At 28.9% G+C, this 16,215-nt stretch carries 18 protein-coding genes; 5 read left to right on the top strand and 13 right to left on the bottom strand.

All coding sequences use genetic code 11. The features are described from left to right. Positions 1–2: 2 nt before the first annotated feature. The 3 genes from ACZ5SO_RS03445 to ACZ5SO_RS03435 are packed head-to-tail and all read right to left on the bottom strand — an operon-like array spanning position 3 to position 2,912. Positions 3–1,760 carry a V-type ATP synthase subunit A gene (locus ACZ5SO_RS03445; protein WP_464626801.1) on the bottom strand — a complete coding sequence of 586 codons (1,758 nt, stop codon included), beginning with the start codon at positions 1,758–1,760 and terminating at the stop codon, positions 3–5. Positions 1,761–1,771: 11 nt separating this feature from the next. Continuing rightward, on the bottom strand, positions 1,772–2,305 hold the full coding sequence (locus tag ACZ5SO_RS03440; RefSeq protein WP_464626800.1) for a DUF2764 family protein: 534 nt from the start codon (positions 2,303–2,305) through the stop codon (positions 1,772–1,774). A 10-nt stretch (positions 2,306–2,315) separates the two neighbouring features. Continuing rightward, positions 2,316–2,912, bottom strand: a complete 597-nt coding sequence (locus tag ACZ5SO_RS03435; RefSeq protein WP_464626798.1) for a V-type ATP synthase subunit E — start codon at positions 2,910–2,912, stop codon at positions 2,316–2,318. Between the two features lie 404 nt (positions 2,913–3,316). Here ACZ5SO_RS03435 and ACZ5SO_RS03430 point away from each other — a divergent pair, with 404 nt between their 5' ends. The 3 genes from ACZ5SO_RS03430 (at position 3,317) to ACZ5SO_RS03420 (ending at position 5,170) form a co-directional block, all read left to right on the top strand. Next, positions 3,317–3,817 carry a hypothetical protein gene (locus ACZ5SO_RS03430; protein WP_464626797.1) on the top strand — a complete coding sequence of 167 codons (501 nt, stop codon included), beginning with the start codon at positions 3,317–3,319 and terminating at the stop codon, positions 3,815–3,817. Between the two features lie 179 nt (positions 3,818–3,996). Then, on the top strand, positions 3,997–4,314 hold the full coding sequence (locus ACZ5SO_RS03425) for a GIY-YIG nuclease family protein (RefSeq protein WP_464626796.1): 318 nt from the start codon (positions 3,997–3,999) through the stop codon (positions 4,312–4,314). Positions 4,315–4,495: 181 nt separating this feature from the next. Further along, entirely contained in the window at positions 4,496–5,170 is a 675-nt protein-coding gene (locus ACZ5SO_RS03420) for a peroxiredoxin (protein WP_464626795.1), read from the top strand. Positions 5,171–5,255: 85 nt separating this feature from the next. Here ACZ5SO_RS03420 and udp read toward each other — a convergent pair whose 3' ends face one another. From udp to rsgA, 3 genes are all read right to left on the bottom strand, one after another. After that, complete coding sequence (gene udp / locus ACZ5SO_RS03415; RefSeq protein ID WP_464626794.1) at positions 5,256–6,032, bottom strand: uridine phosphorylase; 777 nt, start codon at positions 6,030–6,032, stop codon at positions 5,256–5,258. Between the two features lie 105 nt (positions 6,033–6,137). After that, the gene (locus ACZ5SO_RS03410) at positions 6,138–8,492 is read right to left on the bottom strand and encodes an endonuclease MutS2 (protein WP_464626793.1); all 2,355 of its coding nucleotides are present in this window, start codon (positions 8,490–8,492) and stop codon (positions 6,138–6,140) included. Continuing rightward, complete coding sequence (gene rsgA, locus ACZ5SO_RS03405) at positions 8,489–9,448, bottom strand: ribosome small subunit-dependent GTPase A (RefSeq protein WP_464626792.1); 960 nt, start codon at positions 9,446–9,448, stop codon at positions 8,489–8,491. The genes ACZ5SO_RS03410 and rsgA overlap by 4 nt, the downstream gene beginning before the upstream one ends. A gap of 63 nt (positions 9,449–9,511) precedes the next feature. On the opposite strand from rsgA, the gene ACZ5SO_RS03400 reads away from it, so the two are divergent. Both ACZ5SO_RS03400 and ACZ5SO_RS03395 read left to right on the top strand, forming a co-directional pair. After that, positions 9,512–10,090: a pentapeptide repeat-containing protein gene (locus tag ACZ5SO_RS03400; RefSeq protein ID WP_464626791.1), complete on the top strand. Its 579-nt coding sequence runs from the start codon at positions 9,512–9,514 to the stop codon at positions 10,088–10,090. Then, the gene (locus ACZ5SO_RS03395; RefSeq protein WP_464626789.1) at positions 10,087–10,707 is read left to right on the top strand and encodes an MBL fold metallo-hydrolase; all 621 of its coding nucleotides are present in this window, start codon (positions 10,087–10,089) and stop codon (positions 10,705–10,707) included. The genes ACZ5SO_RS03400 and ACZ5SO_RS03395 overlap by 4 nt, the downstream gene beginning before the upstream one ends. A 1-nt stretch (position 10,708) precedes the next feature. Here the strand turns inward: ACZ5SO_RS03395 and ACZ5SO_RS03390 are convergent, their stop codons facing one another. The 7 genes from ACZ5SO_RS03390 to ACZ5SO_RS03360 form a co-directional block, all read right to left on the bottom strand. Next, the gene (locus tag ACZ5SO_RS03390) at positions 10,709–11,725 is read right to left on the bottom strand and encodes an RluA family pseudouridine synthase (protein ID WP_464626788.1); all 1,017 of its coding nucleotides are present in this window, start codon (positions 11,723–11,725) and stop codon (positions 10,709–10,711) included. 4 nt (positions 11,726–11,729) lie between these two features. Beyond that, on the bottom strand, positions 11,730–12,062 hold the full coding sequence (locus ACZ5SO_RS03385; RefSeq protein ID WP_464626786.1) for a hypothetical protein: 333 nt from the start codon (positions 12,060–12,062) through the stop codon (positions 11,730–11,732). Next, positions 12,063–12,746, bottom strand: a complete 684-nt coding sequence (locus tag ACZ5SO_RS03380; RefSeq protein ID WP_464626778.1) for a YggS family pyridoxal phosphate-dependent enzyme — start codon at positions 12,744–12,746, stop codon at positions 12,063–12,065. It abuts the gene before it with no gap. 92 nt (positions 12,747–12,838) lie between these two features. Further along, positions 12,839–13,651: a putative ABC transporter permease gene (locus ACZ5SO_RS03375; protein ID WP_464626776.1), complete on the bottom strand. Its 813-nt coding sequence runs from the start codon at positions 13,649–13,651 to the stop codon at positions 12,839–12,841. A 21-nt stretch (positions 13,652–13,672) separates the two neighbouring features. Beyond that, complete coding sequence (locus tag ACZ5SO_RS03370) at positions 13,673–14,428, bottom strand: ABC transporter ATP-binding protein (protein WP_464626775.1); 756 nt, start codon at positions 14,426–14,428, stop codon at positions 13,673–13,675. Next, entirely contained in the window at positions 14,425–15,399 is a 975-nt protein-coding gene (locus ACZ5SO_RS03365) for an ABC transporter ATP-binding protein (protein ID WP_464626773.1), read from the bottom strand. Before ACZ5SO_RS03365 ends, ACZ5SO_RS03370 begins: the two co-directional genes overlap by 4 nt. Then, the gene (locus ACZ5SO_RS03360) at positions 15,392–16,213 is read right to left on the bottom strand and encodes an ABC transporter permease (RefSeq protein WP_464626772.1); all 822 of its coding nucleotides are present in this window, start codon (positions 16,211–16,213) and stop codon (positions 15,392–15,394) included. Before ACZ5SO_RS03360 ends, ACZ5SO_RS03365 begins: the two co-directional genes overlap by 8 nt. Positions 16,214–16,215 lie beyond the last annotated feature (2 nt).

The following is a 16,215-nucleotide window of genomic DNA, read 5'->3' as shown; positions in this document are numbered from 1 at the left end:
ACTTACATTAATTTTTCAGCTTTTTCTTCAAAGCTTACAAAATTATTATCGAATTGAGCTTTTATTTCACCCTCAATTTGTCCAAATCTCTCACATTTAAACTCAACGTTATTCAAGTCTAAGAATTTCTGTCTCATTTCATTAAAATATGAACGAACTGTTTTTTTATCTTTTAAATCAAAATTAGCGGCTAATACTTTAAATAATAAATTAAAGCTGTATCTTTGTCTTTCAACACTAACTGAAGCATCAACTGGATCAAAAGAGTTTTGTTGTAAGTATACGGAATCTAGAAGCTCACTTTTTTGGTAGGTAATATAATCTTCAACACTTGTTCCTTCTTCACCAACAACTTTCATCATTTGATTAACTTCAGCACCTCTGAATAAGATGTTTCTAGCGTATTCTACTAATTTTGAATCAATAACGCCTGTGTATTTTGACCATGATTCGAGGGAGTTGATTGCAGGATATTTTCTTGCATCACTTCTTTCTCTAGATAAGCCATGGAAAGCTCCAACAACTTTCAAAGTTGCTTGAGTTACAGGTTCTTCAAAGTTACCACCTGCAGGAGAAACTGTACCACCGATTGTTACAGAAGCAGTTCTTCCATCTTTTAATCTAACTTTACCAGCTCTTTCATAGAATTCAGCAATACGAGTTTCAAGATATGCAGGGAAAGCTTCTTCACCTGGAATTTCTTCAAGACGTCCACTCATCTCTCTCATAGCTTGAGCCCAACGTGATGTACTATCTGCAAGAAGTAGGACATTTAATCCCATTTGTCTATAATATTCAGCCATTGTTACAGCTGTATAAACAGAAGCTTCACGAGCAGCTACTGGCATTGATGAAGTATTACATATAATAATAGTTCTCTCCATTAAAGATCTATTTGTTTTTGGATCTGTTAACTCAGGGAATTCTTTTAATACTTCTACAACCTCACCTGCTCTCTCACCACAAGCTGCAATAATTACAACATCAACATCAGCATTTTTACTTTCCATATGTTGTAAAACAGTCTTACCTGCACCAAAAGGACCAGGAACACAGAATGTTCCACCTTTAGCTACTGGTAAGAAAGTATCAATAATTCTGACTTTCATAACTAATGGTTCGTCAGGTCTTAATCTTTCTTCGTAACAAGAGATTGGAACTTTTACAGGCCAAGAGAATACCATTGACAAATCTTTAGTATCTCCATCTTGATTTTCAATTGTTGCAATATTGGCTCTAACATTGTATGTGCCTTTTTTAACAATCTTTTTTATCTTCCATTCGCCTCTTACTATATTAAAAGGAACCATTATTTGGTGAGTAAATAAGCCTTCTGGAACTGTACCAATAGTATCGCCTGCTGCAACACTGTCTCCAACTTTAACTGTAGGTGTAAACTCCCAATCTAAATTAGGAATAGGATCTAAATAAACACCTCTTTGTAAGAAGAAGCCACATTCTTTAGCTAATTCAGGTAGAGGGTTTTGTAGACCATCATAAATTTGTTGAAGTAATCCTGGTCCTAATTCTACACTTAACATTTCATTTGTAAATTCAACTTCATCGCCGACGGCTACATCAGTGGTCGATTCAAAAACTTGTAAGCTCGCTACATTTGAGTTAATTCTTATAACTTCGCCCTTTAAACGAGTGTTACCAACATGAATGTAACCCACCTCATTTTTGGAAATGTTACCATCAAATTCTACATTGACCATATTTCCATTGACGCCGGTGACGCGTCCTTTCATATTATCCATCATGTTCTCCATTAATTGCTTTTCATTGTTGATTGTAGATTATTCAATAAAGATTTGAACTCCTTATTCCCTTCTACTGTATCAAAACGTGATTTTCTCTCTAGAAGCTTAAGTTTAATTGCAAAAGCCAATAAGCCTTCTAAATCGAAAACATGGTTAGTACTCTCTTCATCTAGGTACTTCCAGTATAACTTCATTAAGAGAAGTTCTCCTTCAAAAGCATTTTTTGCAGCTAAAGCTGCCCTTACGCCTTCAACAATTCTAAATTCTTTATCATTAGTATTTTTGTATTTATCACTTTTGATATTTAGCTTTTTGCTTCTCTGTTCGGATAATTCTTTTTTAACACTATTGTTAAATTTATACCATTTTTTAACAAATGGATGCGAAGCACTGTTACCTGAAAGGGCCTCTGAGATGATTTTATAGTCTTTTTTACTAACATTACTTGAACACATTTTTAGAAACTCATCGCAAGTAAATGGACAAGAGTCTTCATATTTTAGCATTGGTAATGTTGCAACTAAATAATAATAAGAAGCCACTGGTTACTCCTTAATTAAAAACAATTTTTGCAATTGCTGGTGAAAGGAAAGGAATCATAAGTTTGGCAGTAGCTTCAGTGCTAAAGTCAAAATATCCAGTACCATCTTTATCAGCTAATTTAAAGCCAACATTAACACTTTTAACTGGTTTAATTTCTAAGCCTTGTTTGATTTTATCACCTAATTCTTTTGTTAGAACTTCTGCTAGTTGATCATAATCTTTCTCACTTATTTGAAGTTCTGTGTTTTGAACATCACAGAAACCTAAAGAAATTACTTCTTTAATTAACTTAGTGAAATCTTTTGACTTGAAAGACTTAGTAATTTTTTCTTCTAATAAAGAGTTAATTTGAGCAGTAAGAGCTTTTTTAAGAGATAGTTGAACATCACGTGCTGCTTGTGATAAGGAGGCTTTTGCGCTTTGATCGCGTAAAGCTATTTCTTTATCAGCATCAGAAAGAATTTTATCTGCTTCTTTCTTAGCACTTTTAATAATATCATCTGCCTTTGCTTTAGCATCTGCTATTATTTGCTCAGCTTTTTTATTGGCTTTTTCAATTCCTTCTTTTTGAATTGATTCAACCAAATCCTGAATTTGTTGTGCCATAGTATAATACCTACCTTTAATATTTTAGCGTTATTTTCATAAAACAAAATACAACATTTACTAATATACTAAAAACTCAATTTTATGTCTAATGTAATTTTGTTTTTTTTAACCTTAATTTAATGATAATAATTTATAGCTTATCAAAATAATAATATGTAATCAAATATAACATATGATTAATTATTTTTATAATATCAAGAATAAAACTTTTTGGGCAAATAAAATATTATAATTTCATATTTTTATATATAAATACTTATTTTTTTAAATAATAGCAGAATAATATAACAAATTTATCTTATTTTATTTAATGCAAACGTTTGTCACATTTGTAAATAGTTATATTCCTAATATAAAATTATTATGTGCTAAAAATAAATTTTATATTAAGGAGTGTTGTCATGAAAAAACGTTTATCAGTTTTTATTTTATTTTGTATTATTGTCTTTAATTTTACATCATGTGAATTAAATATCTCTAATATACTTGCCACCCTACCAGCTTACTTAACCCAAACCTTATATATTAACTATGATTCAACTTTAGGGACAGCTGTAGTTAATAGTGAAGGTATTGATGTTATTCAAGGTAGTAATAAATCCCATGAAGATCTTATATTTTATCAAAGGGCAACGGAATTTGATACATCTACTCTAAATGAGAATGGATACACTATTACAACAACTTATACACAAGAAGAAATCGATTCTGAATATCCTAGTGTAATTGAAGCCTTATTAACATATGTATGTGAAAAGGAAGGAAGTGATACATTAAAGTTTGAATTTGGAATTTATTATAATGGCGATAGCGAAAGTAAAGGTGATATAGCTGTGCATAAATATATAAATAATATAATAGTAGAAGAATGGGAAACTTATTTAACTTGGGATGAGGGTTAATAAAAAAGAAACTTTCATTTTTTAAAAGATTTGCTTTAATATATCAATAATTATATTATTAGCAATATTTATTAAGCTAGAATTATTTCATATACCTTATCTTTTATATTAAATATACTATTATAGCTATGTTTAATTGTATATAATAATAGGTAATATTAATAAATCTAGGAAAAATTATGCTAAAAAATCCAAATTTGTCTCACTATTTAAATGAAGGACCGACTAAAGGTATTTTAAGAATATATAATCTTCAAAGTGATAAGTCTTTATTTGTAAAAAGTGAAAATATTATTGAAGATAGTAAAAATATTAGGTTTCAACTTGATTTAGGTCTTTACCAAAACTCTGAACTTCAAAATGAATACACTCAAATTGGTTTAGAACTTTTTAGTATTGAACCTGTTGCTTTTTTAAATGAAGAGGAATCTTTAGATGAATTATTAAAAAAAGTTGTTGTTGAATTCAAATCTAAAAATATTGAATTATATTACTAATTCAATCCGATTTACTTTTTAAATACATTTGATACTTTTTGTACCAAATGTATTTTTTTTGTTTCTTTATTCTCTTTTAATATTAATTACTAAATAATATAAATTTACTATTGACATTCATTATCATTAGTATTATCTTAGAATCATAAGAAATAAAAATAATATATAGGAGATTTTTATTATGGAAGATTTCACAAGAATGCCATTATTAGGAGACAAAGCACCTAGCTTTGTAGCAACAACAACTCAAGGACAAATTAATTTCCCTGAAGATTTTAAAGGTAAATGGGTTGTACTTTTTTCCCATCCAGCAGATTTTACTCCCGTTTGTACTACTGAATTTATGACTTTTGCTTCTTTAGAAGAAGATTTTAAAGCACTGAATACTCAGTTAATTGGCTTATCTGTCGATTCCCTTTATTCTCACATTGCTTGGCTTAGAAAAATTCATGAATTAGAATGGAAAGGAATGAAAAACCTTGATGTTAAATTCCCATTAATTGAAGATATCAAAATGGATGTTGCAAAAAAATATGGTATGATTCAACCTAATCAATCAGGAACACAGGCTGTTAGAGCTGTATTCATTATTGACCCTGAAGCAAAAATTAGAACAATTCTTTACTACCCACTTTCAACAGGTAGAAATTTTGACGAAATTAAAAGAATTATTCAAGCTTTACAAAAAGCTGATAGTGAAAATTGTGCAACTCCAGCAGATTGGAGAGAAGGTGACGATGTTATTGTTCCAACTCCAGGAAGCTGTGGTACTGCTAAAGAAAGAGTTGAAAGTAAGGATGAAGACATGTATTGCCTAGATTGGTTTATGTGTTTTAGAAAAGATAAATCTAAATAATATAGATTTAGTTTTAAAATTTAAAAGGCTATTGAATAATCTTTTTATTCAATAGCCAAAATTATATAAAAGTGCATATTAATTTTTATTGTTTATCTAATTTTATTAAATTTCTAATACCTTCAATTGCAACTCTAATTGCACTTTCAGTATCATGTAAAATTGGATTATCCATTCCAAGTTTTTCTCTTTCTTGATTTCCAACTACAAAGAATTCACTTCCGCATCTTACTCCTAAATATGATGCAACAGTAAATAAGGCAGCACTTTCCATTTCACTTGCTAATACACCAAGTCTTTTCCATGCTTCCCATTTATTATTTAGTTCATAACTGACTGGCATTGTATCAGGAGAGTGTTGTCCGTAAAAAGAATCTTTACACTGTACAATTCCAGTGTGATTTTTAAAACCTAAAGTTTTAGCTGCCTCTCTAAGACATTGTACTACATCAAAGTTTGCTACTGCTGGGAATTCAATTGGTGCATATTCTCTACTAGTCCCTTCAAATCTTATAGCCCCAGTTGCTACAACTACATCTCCACCAACAACATCTAAATCAATTCCACCACAAGTTCCGACTCTAATAAAGGTATCGGCACCACATTTATATAGTTCCTCCATTGCTATTGAAGCAGAAGGCCCTCCAATTCCTGTACTAGTTACAGAAACTTTTTCACCATCTAAATACCCTGTATATGTAATATATTCTCTATTATCGGCAATTAATTTTGGTTCATCAAAATATTTTGCAATCTTTTTACACCTTTTTGGATCTCCTGGTAAAATTACATATTTACCAACATCTCCTTTTTTTATGTGTAGATGATATTGAATTCCAGTTCCATGCATATAATCTGACATTATAAGCCTCCTAGGTAAAATTATTAACAGAGCATTTATTATAACACCTAAATTTCTATATTTGCAATCATATTTATTTATTTTTAATTGACAATAGCTTAATGTTTATAAGGTAACGTATGTTTTGCCCATTCCTCCATCATTTGGGGATGCAAAATAGTAATCTTTTACTTGTTGTTGATTTTTTAAAAAGTTTTGAATACCACTTTGTAATATGCCATCTCCAAATCCATGGATTATAGAAAAAGTATTAAAGTTGTGAATTAAACATGCTTCTAATTGTTTTTGAACTTTTTCTAAAGCTTCCTCCAATGTTAAACCTCTTACATCAATATTAGTTTTTGGTCTTGGTGTTTCATTCGCAAAAGAGATGCTAACTTTAGTTGATGTTTGCATTGACTTTGCCTGGTATAAATCTTTTTCCTTAAATGAAATTTTTAAAGATCCAACTTGTACTTGCCATCTGTTTTTTCCATCAGCTTTTAAAACAACACCTTCTCTCTTACTGTTACCACAAAGAACTCTCATCCCTTCTTTTATAACAAATGGCTCTCGTTTTGTTTCAAATTCTTTTTCTTCTTCTGTAATTTGCTCATTAAATTTTTTTTCGGTTTGATCTAACTCTTTTATAAAATCCTTAACAGCTTTTGTTTTATCCTTAGTAATTTCTCCTGTAACTAATTTATTTACAAGATTTTCTAATTCTTTTCTGCTTTGATTTATATATCTAGCTAACTCAGTAGCCTGTTCTTTTTTAAGTAAATGCTCTTTTTGCCTAACTTTTAATCTAAATAAGTCAACTTCCCTTTTTAAATGGTTCAAAGCTATTTCTTTTTCTTTAAGTTCTAAAGTTTTTTTTCTAACTTCATTTCTTTCATTTTCTAACTGTTTAACTATTTGTCCAATTTGTAGTTGATCATCTCCTAAATACTTCTTAGCATTTTCTATTACCTCTTTAGGCAATTTCATCCTTGTTGCTGTATCTATAGCATGAGAGTCTCCTGGTAGCCCACAAACTACTCTAAAGGTTGGAAGGTGATTACTTTCATCAAATTCCATGGAAGCATTTAACATTTGACTGCTTATATAAGCTTTATGTTTTAAAGATGCTAAGTGTGAAGTAATAAAGGCATATCTACAATTATCTAATAAATAATCTGTGATACTTTGAGCTATCGCTCCTCCTTCGTTTGGATCAGTTGCAGATCCAAGCTCATCTAAAATCACAAGAGATCTTTGTGTTGAATTTTTTAATATTTTCGATAGACTATGCATGTGTCCACTAAAAGTAGATAGTTCTTGCTCTATACTCTGTTCATCTCCAATATCAGTATAAATCCTATCAAAAATAGGAAGGATTGACCCTTCTTGGCAAGGTATATATCCAATAAATTGATTTAATAAAGAAAATAAACCTACTGTTTTGATTGTAACTGTTTTACCACCTGCATTTGGCCCTGAAATTACTACGCACTTTATTTTTTGATCTACTTCTAGCGAAATAGGAACGGCTTTATCACCTAATAATGGATGTTTTGCATAAATTAATTTAATTTTATCTTTGTCTAAATTAACTTTAGTACACTTGTTTTCTTTACTCCATCTTGCAAATGCATATAAAATATCTACATTTTCAACTTTATTAGCTAATTGTTTTAGAGATTCTTTACATTTTCTAAGTTTTAAACTCAATTCATTATATATTTTAGCTATTTCTATTTGTATCTGTTGTTCTGCTAATACTACAGAATTGTTGTATTCAACTAATTTATAGGGTTCTAAATAAATTGTATTTCCACTTGAACTACTTCCATGAACAAAGCCTTGAATTTTAGATTTTGAATCATTTTTAACAGGTATAACTATTCTATCATCTCGAAATGTTTCTAGATCACTTTGTAAATAATTTTTATTTGTTTTTATGAAGTCTCTAGTAAAGTTAATTCTCTCTCTTTTTGACTTTTCAACTTTTTTTACTAAGGCTCTAATTAAGGGATGACTTTCTTTTACTTTTCCACTCTCGTCTAAAGCATAAAAAGTATCTTCTTTGAATTTAATTAATATTTCATCAATTTCATCCCCTAATAGTTGTGAAATATGAGAAGACTTTTTGTTTGAAAAAATAGGTGTATTTATAAAATTAAATAGGGAAATGGCACTTTCTATAAATGTTGCAACATTATATAAATTAACTCCATCAATATTTTGATAGACCTTTTCTAAACTCTTAAAAGTTTGCTCTAATGAGGGGAAATTGCTAGGTTTGTTTACATCAGGATTTTCTAATAAAATTAATATATCTTGAATCTTATCTTGTAATTCAAGTAACTCATCCTTATTACTAATAAACTTTCTTCTATTTAATTCTATTTTACTGTCTTCACACAATAAATATTTTTCAATTAAAGATAGGACTTGATAAAATCCTAAATCTGTTAATGTTTTTTTTGATAATTTCATTTTCTTATTTTTTTTGGCATCTTATATCTTGCCTTACTAGTTGAATTTGAACTGCCTTTCCATTTAGGCCCTTGCAACAATAATGAATCAATCATTCTTAAATAACTTTCATATCTATCTTGATCTATTTCATTATTTTCAACCATTCTCTTTATCTCACAATCAGGTTCACTTGTATGTGTACACATAGCAAAGGAACACTTGTCTTTGTTCTTTAAAAACTCAGGAAATGAATTTGCTATTTCAACAAGATCCCTATGTGGAACCATAATTTCTCTTACTCCAGGAGTATCTACTATATTTAAATTGCCTTTTCTAAGCAATATTGAATAATTTGTTGTATGTTTTCCTCTATTATATTTTTCACTTACTAAATTGGTCCTTTGCTCAGTTCCAAGCAATTGGTTTATTAATGTTGATTTTCCAACTCCACTTTGACCTACAAATGCTACAACTTTATTTTCAATTTTTTCAACTAATTTATCAATATTTATGTTTTCTTTAGCACTAACTAATAGAGTATCATAGCCTAAAGTTTTAAAGAGATTAAACCTTTCTTGTTCCCAAGGCTTTAATTCAATATCGCACTTATTTAAAACAATCAAAATATCAACATTTTCACAACTTGCTATAACACGATCTATAAACCTAGGTCTAAAAGGAGGGCTTCCACAACTTGCAACACAAACTATTAAATCCATATTTGCAACAACACTTTGATTACATTTTCCTTTCATATTCCAACGTCTAAAACAATTTTTTCTTTCAAGTCTTTTAACTATTAAGCCTTCATGGTTATTTGTCTCTTCAAATTCGACAAAGTCCCCAACAGCTAAAGGATTATATTCATCATTAACATCATTTAATAATTTACCTTTAATTCTACATTCATAAATTACATTATTCATTTCAACATTGTATATATTATTTATACCGCGAGTAATTATTCCTTTCATATAATGCATGTTAGACAAAAGGAAGGGACTTGACAAGCTATTTATTTCTGATAGTCTAAAAATATGTTCGAATTTAAAACTTGTAAGAAAGAAAACTGTAATGCTTTTGCTACTTTAGATAGTGATTACTGCTATAGGCATTCAGAAAATAAAAAAGATTTGTTAAAAAAAATGTTTATATTTTTGGAAACAAAAGAATTAATTAGAGATATTACATTTTCTCATGCAGAATTTGAGAACTTATCTACTAAACAAAAAAACTTTTCATCATCAAATTTTTCTTGGTGTACATTTAGAAATGTAGATTTCTCATCTTCAAAAATTACTACTTGTTTTTTTGATTTTTGTTTTTTTGATAATTGTACTTTTAAAGATACTGATATAAGATACTCAGTTTTTTCTGGAAGCAAAATCATTAATTGTGACTTTTCTAATTCCCTTTTAATACATAATAACTTTGCTGGTATTGACGCTTGGTTCTGTGATTTTAGTTGTTGTGATTTATATTTTACAACATTTTGCAGTTCTTGCTTAAGAGATGTGAATTTTGAAGACTGCAACTTGAAAAAAGCTGATTTTAGAGAAACTGAACAAAGACGATTGAACTTCAGATATTCGAATTATGAGGATGCTAGCAAATGAGAATTTATCAACACTTTTCTGTAGTAGGTTTTTGTAATACTTATGTAATTGGCCCAAATCAAGGTGGTCAAGCTGTTTTAATTGATCCAGGCCATGTTGATAATGAACTTATTAGCATAATTGAAAGAAATAATTATACTATTAGTACTATTTTATTAACTCATAGACACCAATCACATACAAGTGGTGTGGGAACTTTATTAAAACTTTATAAACCTGATGTATATGCTTACACTAATAAAGTTTATGATTTTGATGTGATTGAAATAGCAGGCGGATCAATTGTTGACTGCGACGGTATCAAAATTGAAGCTATCCACCTACCTGGACATAGTGTTGATTCACTAGTTTTTAAAATTGGTCATGCCTTATTTACAGGAGACACTTTAATGGCCACAAGAATTGGTTCAACTCCTGGTTTTGTGGAAAGATCTTTATTGATAAAAATTATTAAAAGCAAATTATTGAATTTTGATGATAATACTTTAGTTTTCCCAGGTCATGGGGCCCCTACTAAAATTAAAAATGAAAGATTATTCAATCCAGATTTGACTGAAGAAACTGCTTCTCCTTGGCTAAGAAATCAAATTATATCTGAAAGGAATAATCGTTTTTAATTTATTTATTTTTAATTTTCTCTGCACTTTCATAATATTTTTGATTTTGCCCCTTTTCCATTACAAAGGGATCTACTTTTTTAATTACTTCTTTAAATCTATTTGGCATTGGTGCTCTAAATCTCATTTTTTCCCCTGTTTTTGGGTGCTTTAACTCAAGTTGCAAGGCGTGAAGCATTAAAGTAGCATCTTTAAAAGTTTTATCAGAATTTGAGTAGATTGGATCACCTAAAATAGGATGATTTATACTTTTTAAATGAACTCTAATTTGATGTGTTCTTCCCGTGTGAATATTTACTCTAATTAAGGCATAGCCTCTATATTGTTTTAGTACTAAATAACTAGTATCAGCTTTCTTCCCTTTTGTTTCATCACAGGTTGTATATTTTTTTCTATCTTTTGAATCCCTAACTATATTTGTTGTAATTCTACCTCTTCTTTTTTTAAAATAACCTTTAACTAAAGCTATATAAATTTTACTTGTTTCTCTATCTTTAAATTGTTGAGATAAGTTCCTTTGGCTACTTCTATTTAAAGCAATAACCATTACACCACTAGTGTCTTTATCTAAGCGATGTACTATTCCTGGTCTAAGAAATAATTCGTTATCTTCTTGAGTCTCTTCATCTTTAAATTCTAGTTGAAACTCATCTCCATATCTAAATACAAGAGCATTTACTAAGGTATGATTGTAATTATTTGCACCAGGATGGACAACTAAACCTTGTTCTTTATTAATCACTAGAATATCTTGATCTTCGTATAAGGGTGAAAGCTTTATATCTTCAGCTTCAATACCTTCAAAAAAATCTTCGCTATATTTAATTTCTATGGTTTGGCCATTTTTTATTTTAGCACTATTTTTTACTAGTTTATTATCTATATATATTTCTGTATTTTTATCTGCAACTAAAGATCTAGATAATCCCTCTATATTTTGAGCTATATAACTATCGACTCTAGTTTTCGATTCAATTCCCTCAGCTACTATTGTATGACTTATATCTCTTTTTGACATTTATTTATTCCATTTCTCCTAATATATAATCACCTAAGGCAATTGAAAGTGATAAAATTGCTGCTATAGTTACTTCATATTTTAAATCAGTTAAATTACTACTTGAAGAGCTTATTAATGAAGAGTTGACAGCTAGATTGTATGAAAGTACAGATAAAGGAAAAGTTATAGCTAATGATCCAAAAAATAAACTCTCACCCCGCCTTAGTTTTTGACTCCAGGATGGAAATTCATCTATTGTATATTCCTCATAGTTATTTAACTCAACACTTGTTGAATATATAGGTAAAGTTGATAGTATTATTATTAAACACATAGCTATTACTTTTTTTTTCATTTAATATCCTTTTTTGCTATAATCTCTATTACCAAAAATCTTAGTTCCTATTCTAACTATAGTAGAGCCTTCTTCTTTAGCAATATTATAATCACCACTCATTCCCATACTCAATTCATCAATTTTTATATTTAATTCTCTTTCTAATTTATCTTTAATGTCTCTAACTAACCTAAAGGCTTCTCTAATTTTCTCCTCATCTCCATATAATGGTCCAATTGTCATCAAACCTTTTAAATTAACATTTTCTAATGAACTTGCTAAAATTGCAGCTTCTTTTATTTTTTCATAATTTTCAAAGCCTGTCTTATTTTCATCTTTAGAACTATTATATTCTAACATAATATCTATCTTTTTATTTATAGCTTTAGCACTATTGTTAATTTTATTTAATATTTTTATAGAATCTACACTGTCAATTGAATCAAATAACTCTACTGCCTTTTTACATTTATTAGATTGAAGGTGCCCTATTAAATGTAATTCTAAATCTTTAGGACGAGCTTCTTTCTTTGGAAATTTAGAATCTACTTCTTGAACTCTATTTTCTCCAAATAATCTCTCCCCTAATTTATAAGCTTCTTCAACAGCTTGATATGGGTGATTTTTACTAACACACATTAACTTCACATTTGTATTTTCTTTATTTAATTCACTGTGTATTTTATCTAGTATATCTTTCATATGTTTTTTATAATAATCATATTATTTATATATCAAAATATATAAATATTTGTATTAAAACAATTAATTATTATATTCCTCCTATATCATTATTATTTCATCAAATTTTTACGTCTCTGTTTTAATTCTTCATACTGTTTTTTACCTCGAATTAACCAGGAAGTAAAATCAACTCTCACCTTTTTTAACATATTATCTATAAAAACATTTTTACTAACCATGCTTGGGAAAGCTAAAATAATTCGCTTATTACGTCTTGCAAGTCGAGCCTTTCTTGTTATTAATTCTTCATTCCATCTTTCTTTTAGGGCTTGAACAAGTTCAATCTTATTAGTTTCGCTTAGTACTTTCAATCTCTCTTTAACTTCTTCACTTCTATCTTTGATTTCTTCTAATGCTCTATTGAAAGCTGACATCTTAGCTGCAGATAAAGCAAAGTCAAAGCTCATTCCAACTATAATCACTAAGGCTATATAATATTGAATTATTTCTGGAAGTTGATTTATAAAATTTGAAACAAAGGGATGGATTACGTAGACCATCAACAAACTTAAAAGCCCAAACATTGTTGAATTTAATAAGCAAACTCTACCATTAATATTTAAAAAATTTTTACTATAATCCCATAATTTAATATGGAAAATCTTTTCGAGTAATAAAGATCCTAAATATTCTATTATACTTGTGGCAACCATTCCACAAATAAAAAGCAAAAAAACATTGTCAATAAAAGGTTCTAATAAAAATAAAACAGTCATTGCACCAAAACCATATATTGGTAAATATGGGCCATGTAAAAAACCTCTATTAACTATTTTTTTTGCTAATGCAGAACAATATATTTCTTCACATATCCATCCTATAAAGCAATAAATGAAAAAGAATATAATCTCTGTATTAATCATATATTTAACTCCTAGTATCTTCTACAATTCATAATAACTATTATTAAACAATTTTTTCGTGTATGAATCAATTGGATTTTTAAATAGGTTTTGTGAATCTTGAATCTCAACGATTTTACCCTCGTTTAATACTGCTATTCTATCACAAATATAACCTACTACATTTAAATCATGAGAAATAAATAAAAATGTTAAATTTAACTTAGTCTTTAAATCATTTAATAAATTTAAAATTCCAGCTTGAATGCTAATATCTAAGGCTGAAACGCACTCATCTAGAACAATAAACTTAGGTTCTAATACTAAAGCTATTGCAATAGCAAGCCTCTGTCTTAATCCTCCTGATAATTGATGAGGATATGTATTTTTATATTTAACATCTAAACCTACAAGTTCCATTATCTGATTGACTCTAGAACTTCTTTCTTTTTTTGTACAGTTTCTATGTATTATTAAAGGCTCTTCTATTTGATAACCTACTGTTTTTTTACTATCTAAAGAACTGTATGGATCTTGGAATACTATTTGCACATTATTATAAAATGCTTTTAATGCTTTTTTTGTTTTAATTGATGAAATATCTTTCCCTTCTATATAAATATTTCCATTAAAGTTTTTTAATAATTTTAATAATATTAATGCAAGAGTACTCTTGCCAGATCCACTGTTTCCAACTAAGCCAAAAGTTTCGCCTTCTCTAATGTCAAAAGAAATGTCATTCAATATAATATTATTTTTGTAAGCAAATGAAAGATTTTCAACTTTTACTATACTCATTTATTTAACTCCTTTACAAAATGACATCTTACATAATTGTCTTTAAATTTAATTAATTCAGGCTTTTTATTAAAACAGATTTCTTTTGCAAACTCACATCTAGGTGCAAATGGACAATTGTTTTCTTCTCTATTTTCTAGTTTTGGGACAATTCCCTTTATTGATGAGAGTTTTTTACCTCTTTGTTTTATAGAAGGTAGAGATTTTAATAGAGCTTTTGTGTAAGGATGTTTAGCATTCAAAATAATATTATCTATTGTTGCACTTTCAACTATCATAGAAGCATACATAACATATACTCTATCACATAGGTTTTTTACTAATGCTAAATCATGAGAAATAAATAGAACGGCTGTATTTAACTTCTTATTCATTTCTTTTAGAATATCAAGAATTTGTCCTTGAATTGTGATATCTAAAGCAGTAGTTGGCTCATCTGCTACTAGCAATTGAGGGCTATTAATTAAAGCCATTGCAATCATAACTCTTTGTCGCATACCACCAGACAATTGGTGTGGATAACTAGAATAGATTCTCTCTACATCATCCAATCCTACTTGTTTTAACATTAATTTAACTTTCTCTTTAGGATTTATTACATCTTTATTGTGATTTACGAGGGAGTGAAGTATTTGATTTCCAATCTTTATTAATGGATTTAGGGCACTCATTGGTTCTTGGAAGATTATAGAAATATCATTACCTCTAATTGTGTTTAACTGTTTTGTGGTCAATTCTAAAAGATTTTTATCTTTAAAATTTATCTCTCCTCCAATTACCCTTGCATTTTTTGGCAACAAAGATAAAATTGATAAAGCTGTTAGACTTTTTCCACAACCACTCTCACCAACTAAAGCTACAATCTCACCTTCATTGATTCGTAAATTAACACCATCTACAGCTTTTACTTGTCTGTTATTTATATTTAAAGAAAGTGAATAATCTTTCATCTCTAATACTGTTTTACTCATTTTCTTTTTCCTCTTCTAACACTTTATTAATTCCATCTCCAATTAAATTAAAGCCCATTACTAATATGATTATAAAAACAGCTGGAACTATTACATATGAAGGCTTTTGTAATATATAGGCTTGGGAATCACTAACCATCTTCCCTAAACTTGGATTTGGAGGTTGTATACCTAATCCTAAATAACTTAACCCTGCTTCAGATAATACTGCACTAGCAAAGGTTAAGGAGGAAGTAACTAATAAATCACCGTAGATATGATTAAATATATGTAAAATCATTATTCTTAAAGTGCTAGCTCCCCTAGCTTTTGTTGCTAAAATAAAAGGTGCCTCTCTGTATGTATAATATCCGCCTCTAGCTATTCTTGAAAATCTAGGTATGCTCATTATTGTTAAGGCTATAATTATATTTGTGCTTGTTGATCCAAATACAGCAATTAGCATAAGAGCTATCAAAACACCAGGAAATGCCATTAAGGTGTCTATTAACTTTTTTATTATTTCATCAACTATTCCACCAAAATAACCAGCTATTGCCCCAAGTGGTGTGCCAATAACAAACCCAAAAAGAACTACATAAAAGCCTATTGTTAAACTTAAACGAGTTCCAACCATTATCCTAGATAATATATCTCTACCTAAATGGTCTGTTCCTAGTAGATGATCTGAAGAAAAGGAGGCTAACTTCTCCTTTATATTTACTTCATTTATATCGTAAGGAAGTGCTATATAACCCCAAATAACAATCAAGAGAATAAAACTTAAGAAAATAAATCCAAATAAAAAATTCTTATTTCTAAAATACTTTTTCACAT

This window comes from Pleomorphochaeta naphthae (assembly GCF_055396005.1).
The sequence above is the reverse complement of the archived record's forward strand: the minus strand, read 5'-3'. Positions and strand labels throughout refer to the sequence as shown.

What these genes read in the sequence shown, in the direction of transcription:
- ACZ5SO_RS03445 (WP_464626801.1), bottom strand. Translation starts at nt 1,760, where the DNA reads ATGGATAATATGAAAGGACGCGTCACCGGCGTCAATGGAAATATGGTC.
- ACZ5SO_RS03435 (WP_464626798.1), bottom strand. Translation starts at nt 2,912, where the DNA reads ATGGCACAACAAATTCAGGATTTGGTTGAATCAATTCAAAAAGAAGGA.
- ACZ5SO_RS03430 (WP_464626797.1), top strand. Translation starts at nt 3,317, where the DNA reads ATGAAAAAACGTTTATCAGTTTTTATTTTATTTTGTATTATTGTCTTT.
- ACZ5SO_RS03425 (WP_464626796.1), top strand. Translation starts at nt 3,997, where the DNA reads ATGCTAAAAAATCCAAATTTGTCTCACTATTTAAATGAAGGACCGACT.
- ACZ5SO_RS03420 (WP_464626795.1), top strand. Translation starts at nt 4,496, where the DNA reads ATGGAAGATTTCACAAGAATGCCATTATTAGGAGACAAAGCACCTAGC.
- udp (WP_464626794.1), bottom strand. Translation starts at nt 6,032, where the DNA reads ATGTCAGATTATATGCATGGAACTGGAATTCAATATCATCTACACATA.
- ACZ5SO_RS03410 (WP_464626793.1), bottom strand. Translation starts at nt 8,492, where the DNA reads ATGAAATTATCAAAAAAAACATTAACAGATTTAGGATTTTATCAAGTC.
- rsgA (WP_464626792.1), bottom strand. Translation starts at nt 9,448, where the DNA reads ATGAAAGGAATAATTACTCGCGGTATAAATAATATATACAATGTTGAA.
- ACZ5SO_RS03400 (WP_464626791.1), top strand. Translation starts at nt 9,512, where the DNA reads ATGTTCGAATTTAAAACTTGTAAGAAAGAAAACTGTAATGCTTTTGCT.
- ACZ5SO_RS03395 (WP_464626789.1), top strand. Translation starts at nt 10,087, where the DNA reads ATGAGAATTTATCAACACTTTTCTGTAGTAGGTTTTTGTAATACTTAT.
- ACZ5SO_RS03390 (WP_464626788.1), bottom strand. Translation starts at nt 11,725, where the DNA reads ATGTCAAAAAGAGATATAAGTCATACAATAGTAGCTGAGGGAATTGAA.
- ACZ5SO_RS03385 (WP_464626786.1), bottom strand. Translation starts at nt 12,062, where the DNA reads ATGAAAAAAAAAGTAATAGCTATGTGTTTAATAATAATACTATCAACT.
- ACZ5SO_RS03380 (WP_464626778.1), bottom strand. Translation starts at nt 12,746, where the DNA reads ATGAAAGATATACTAGATAAAATACACAGTGAATTAAATAAAGAAAAT.
- ACZ5SO_RS03375 (WP_464626776.1), bottom strand. Translation starts at nt 13,651, where the DNA reads ATGATTAATACAGAGATTATATTCTTTTTCATTTATTGCTTTATAGGA.
- ACZ5SO_RS03370 (WP_464626775.1), bottom strand. Translation starts at nt 14,428, where the DNA reads ATGAGTATAGTAAAAGTTGAAAATCTTTCATTTGCTTACAAAAATAAT.
- ACZ5SO_RS03365 (WP_464626773.1), bottom strand. Translation starts at nt 15,399, where the DNA reads ATGAGTAAAACAGTATTAGAGATGAAAGATTATTCACTTTCTTTAAAT.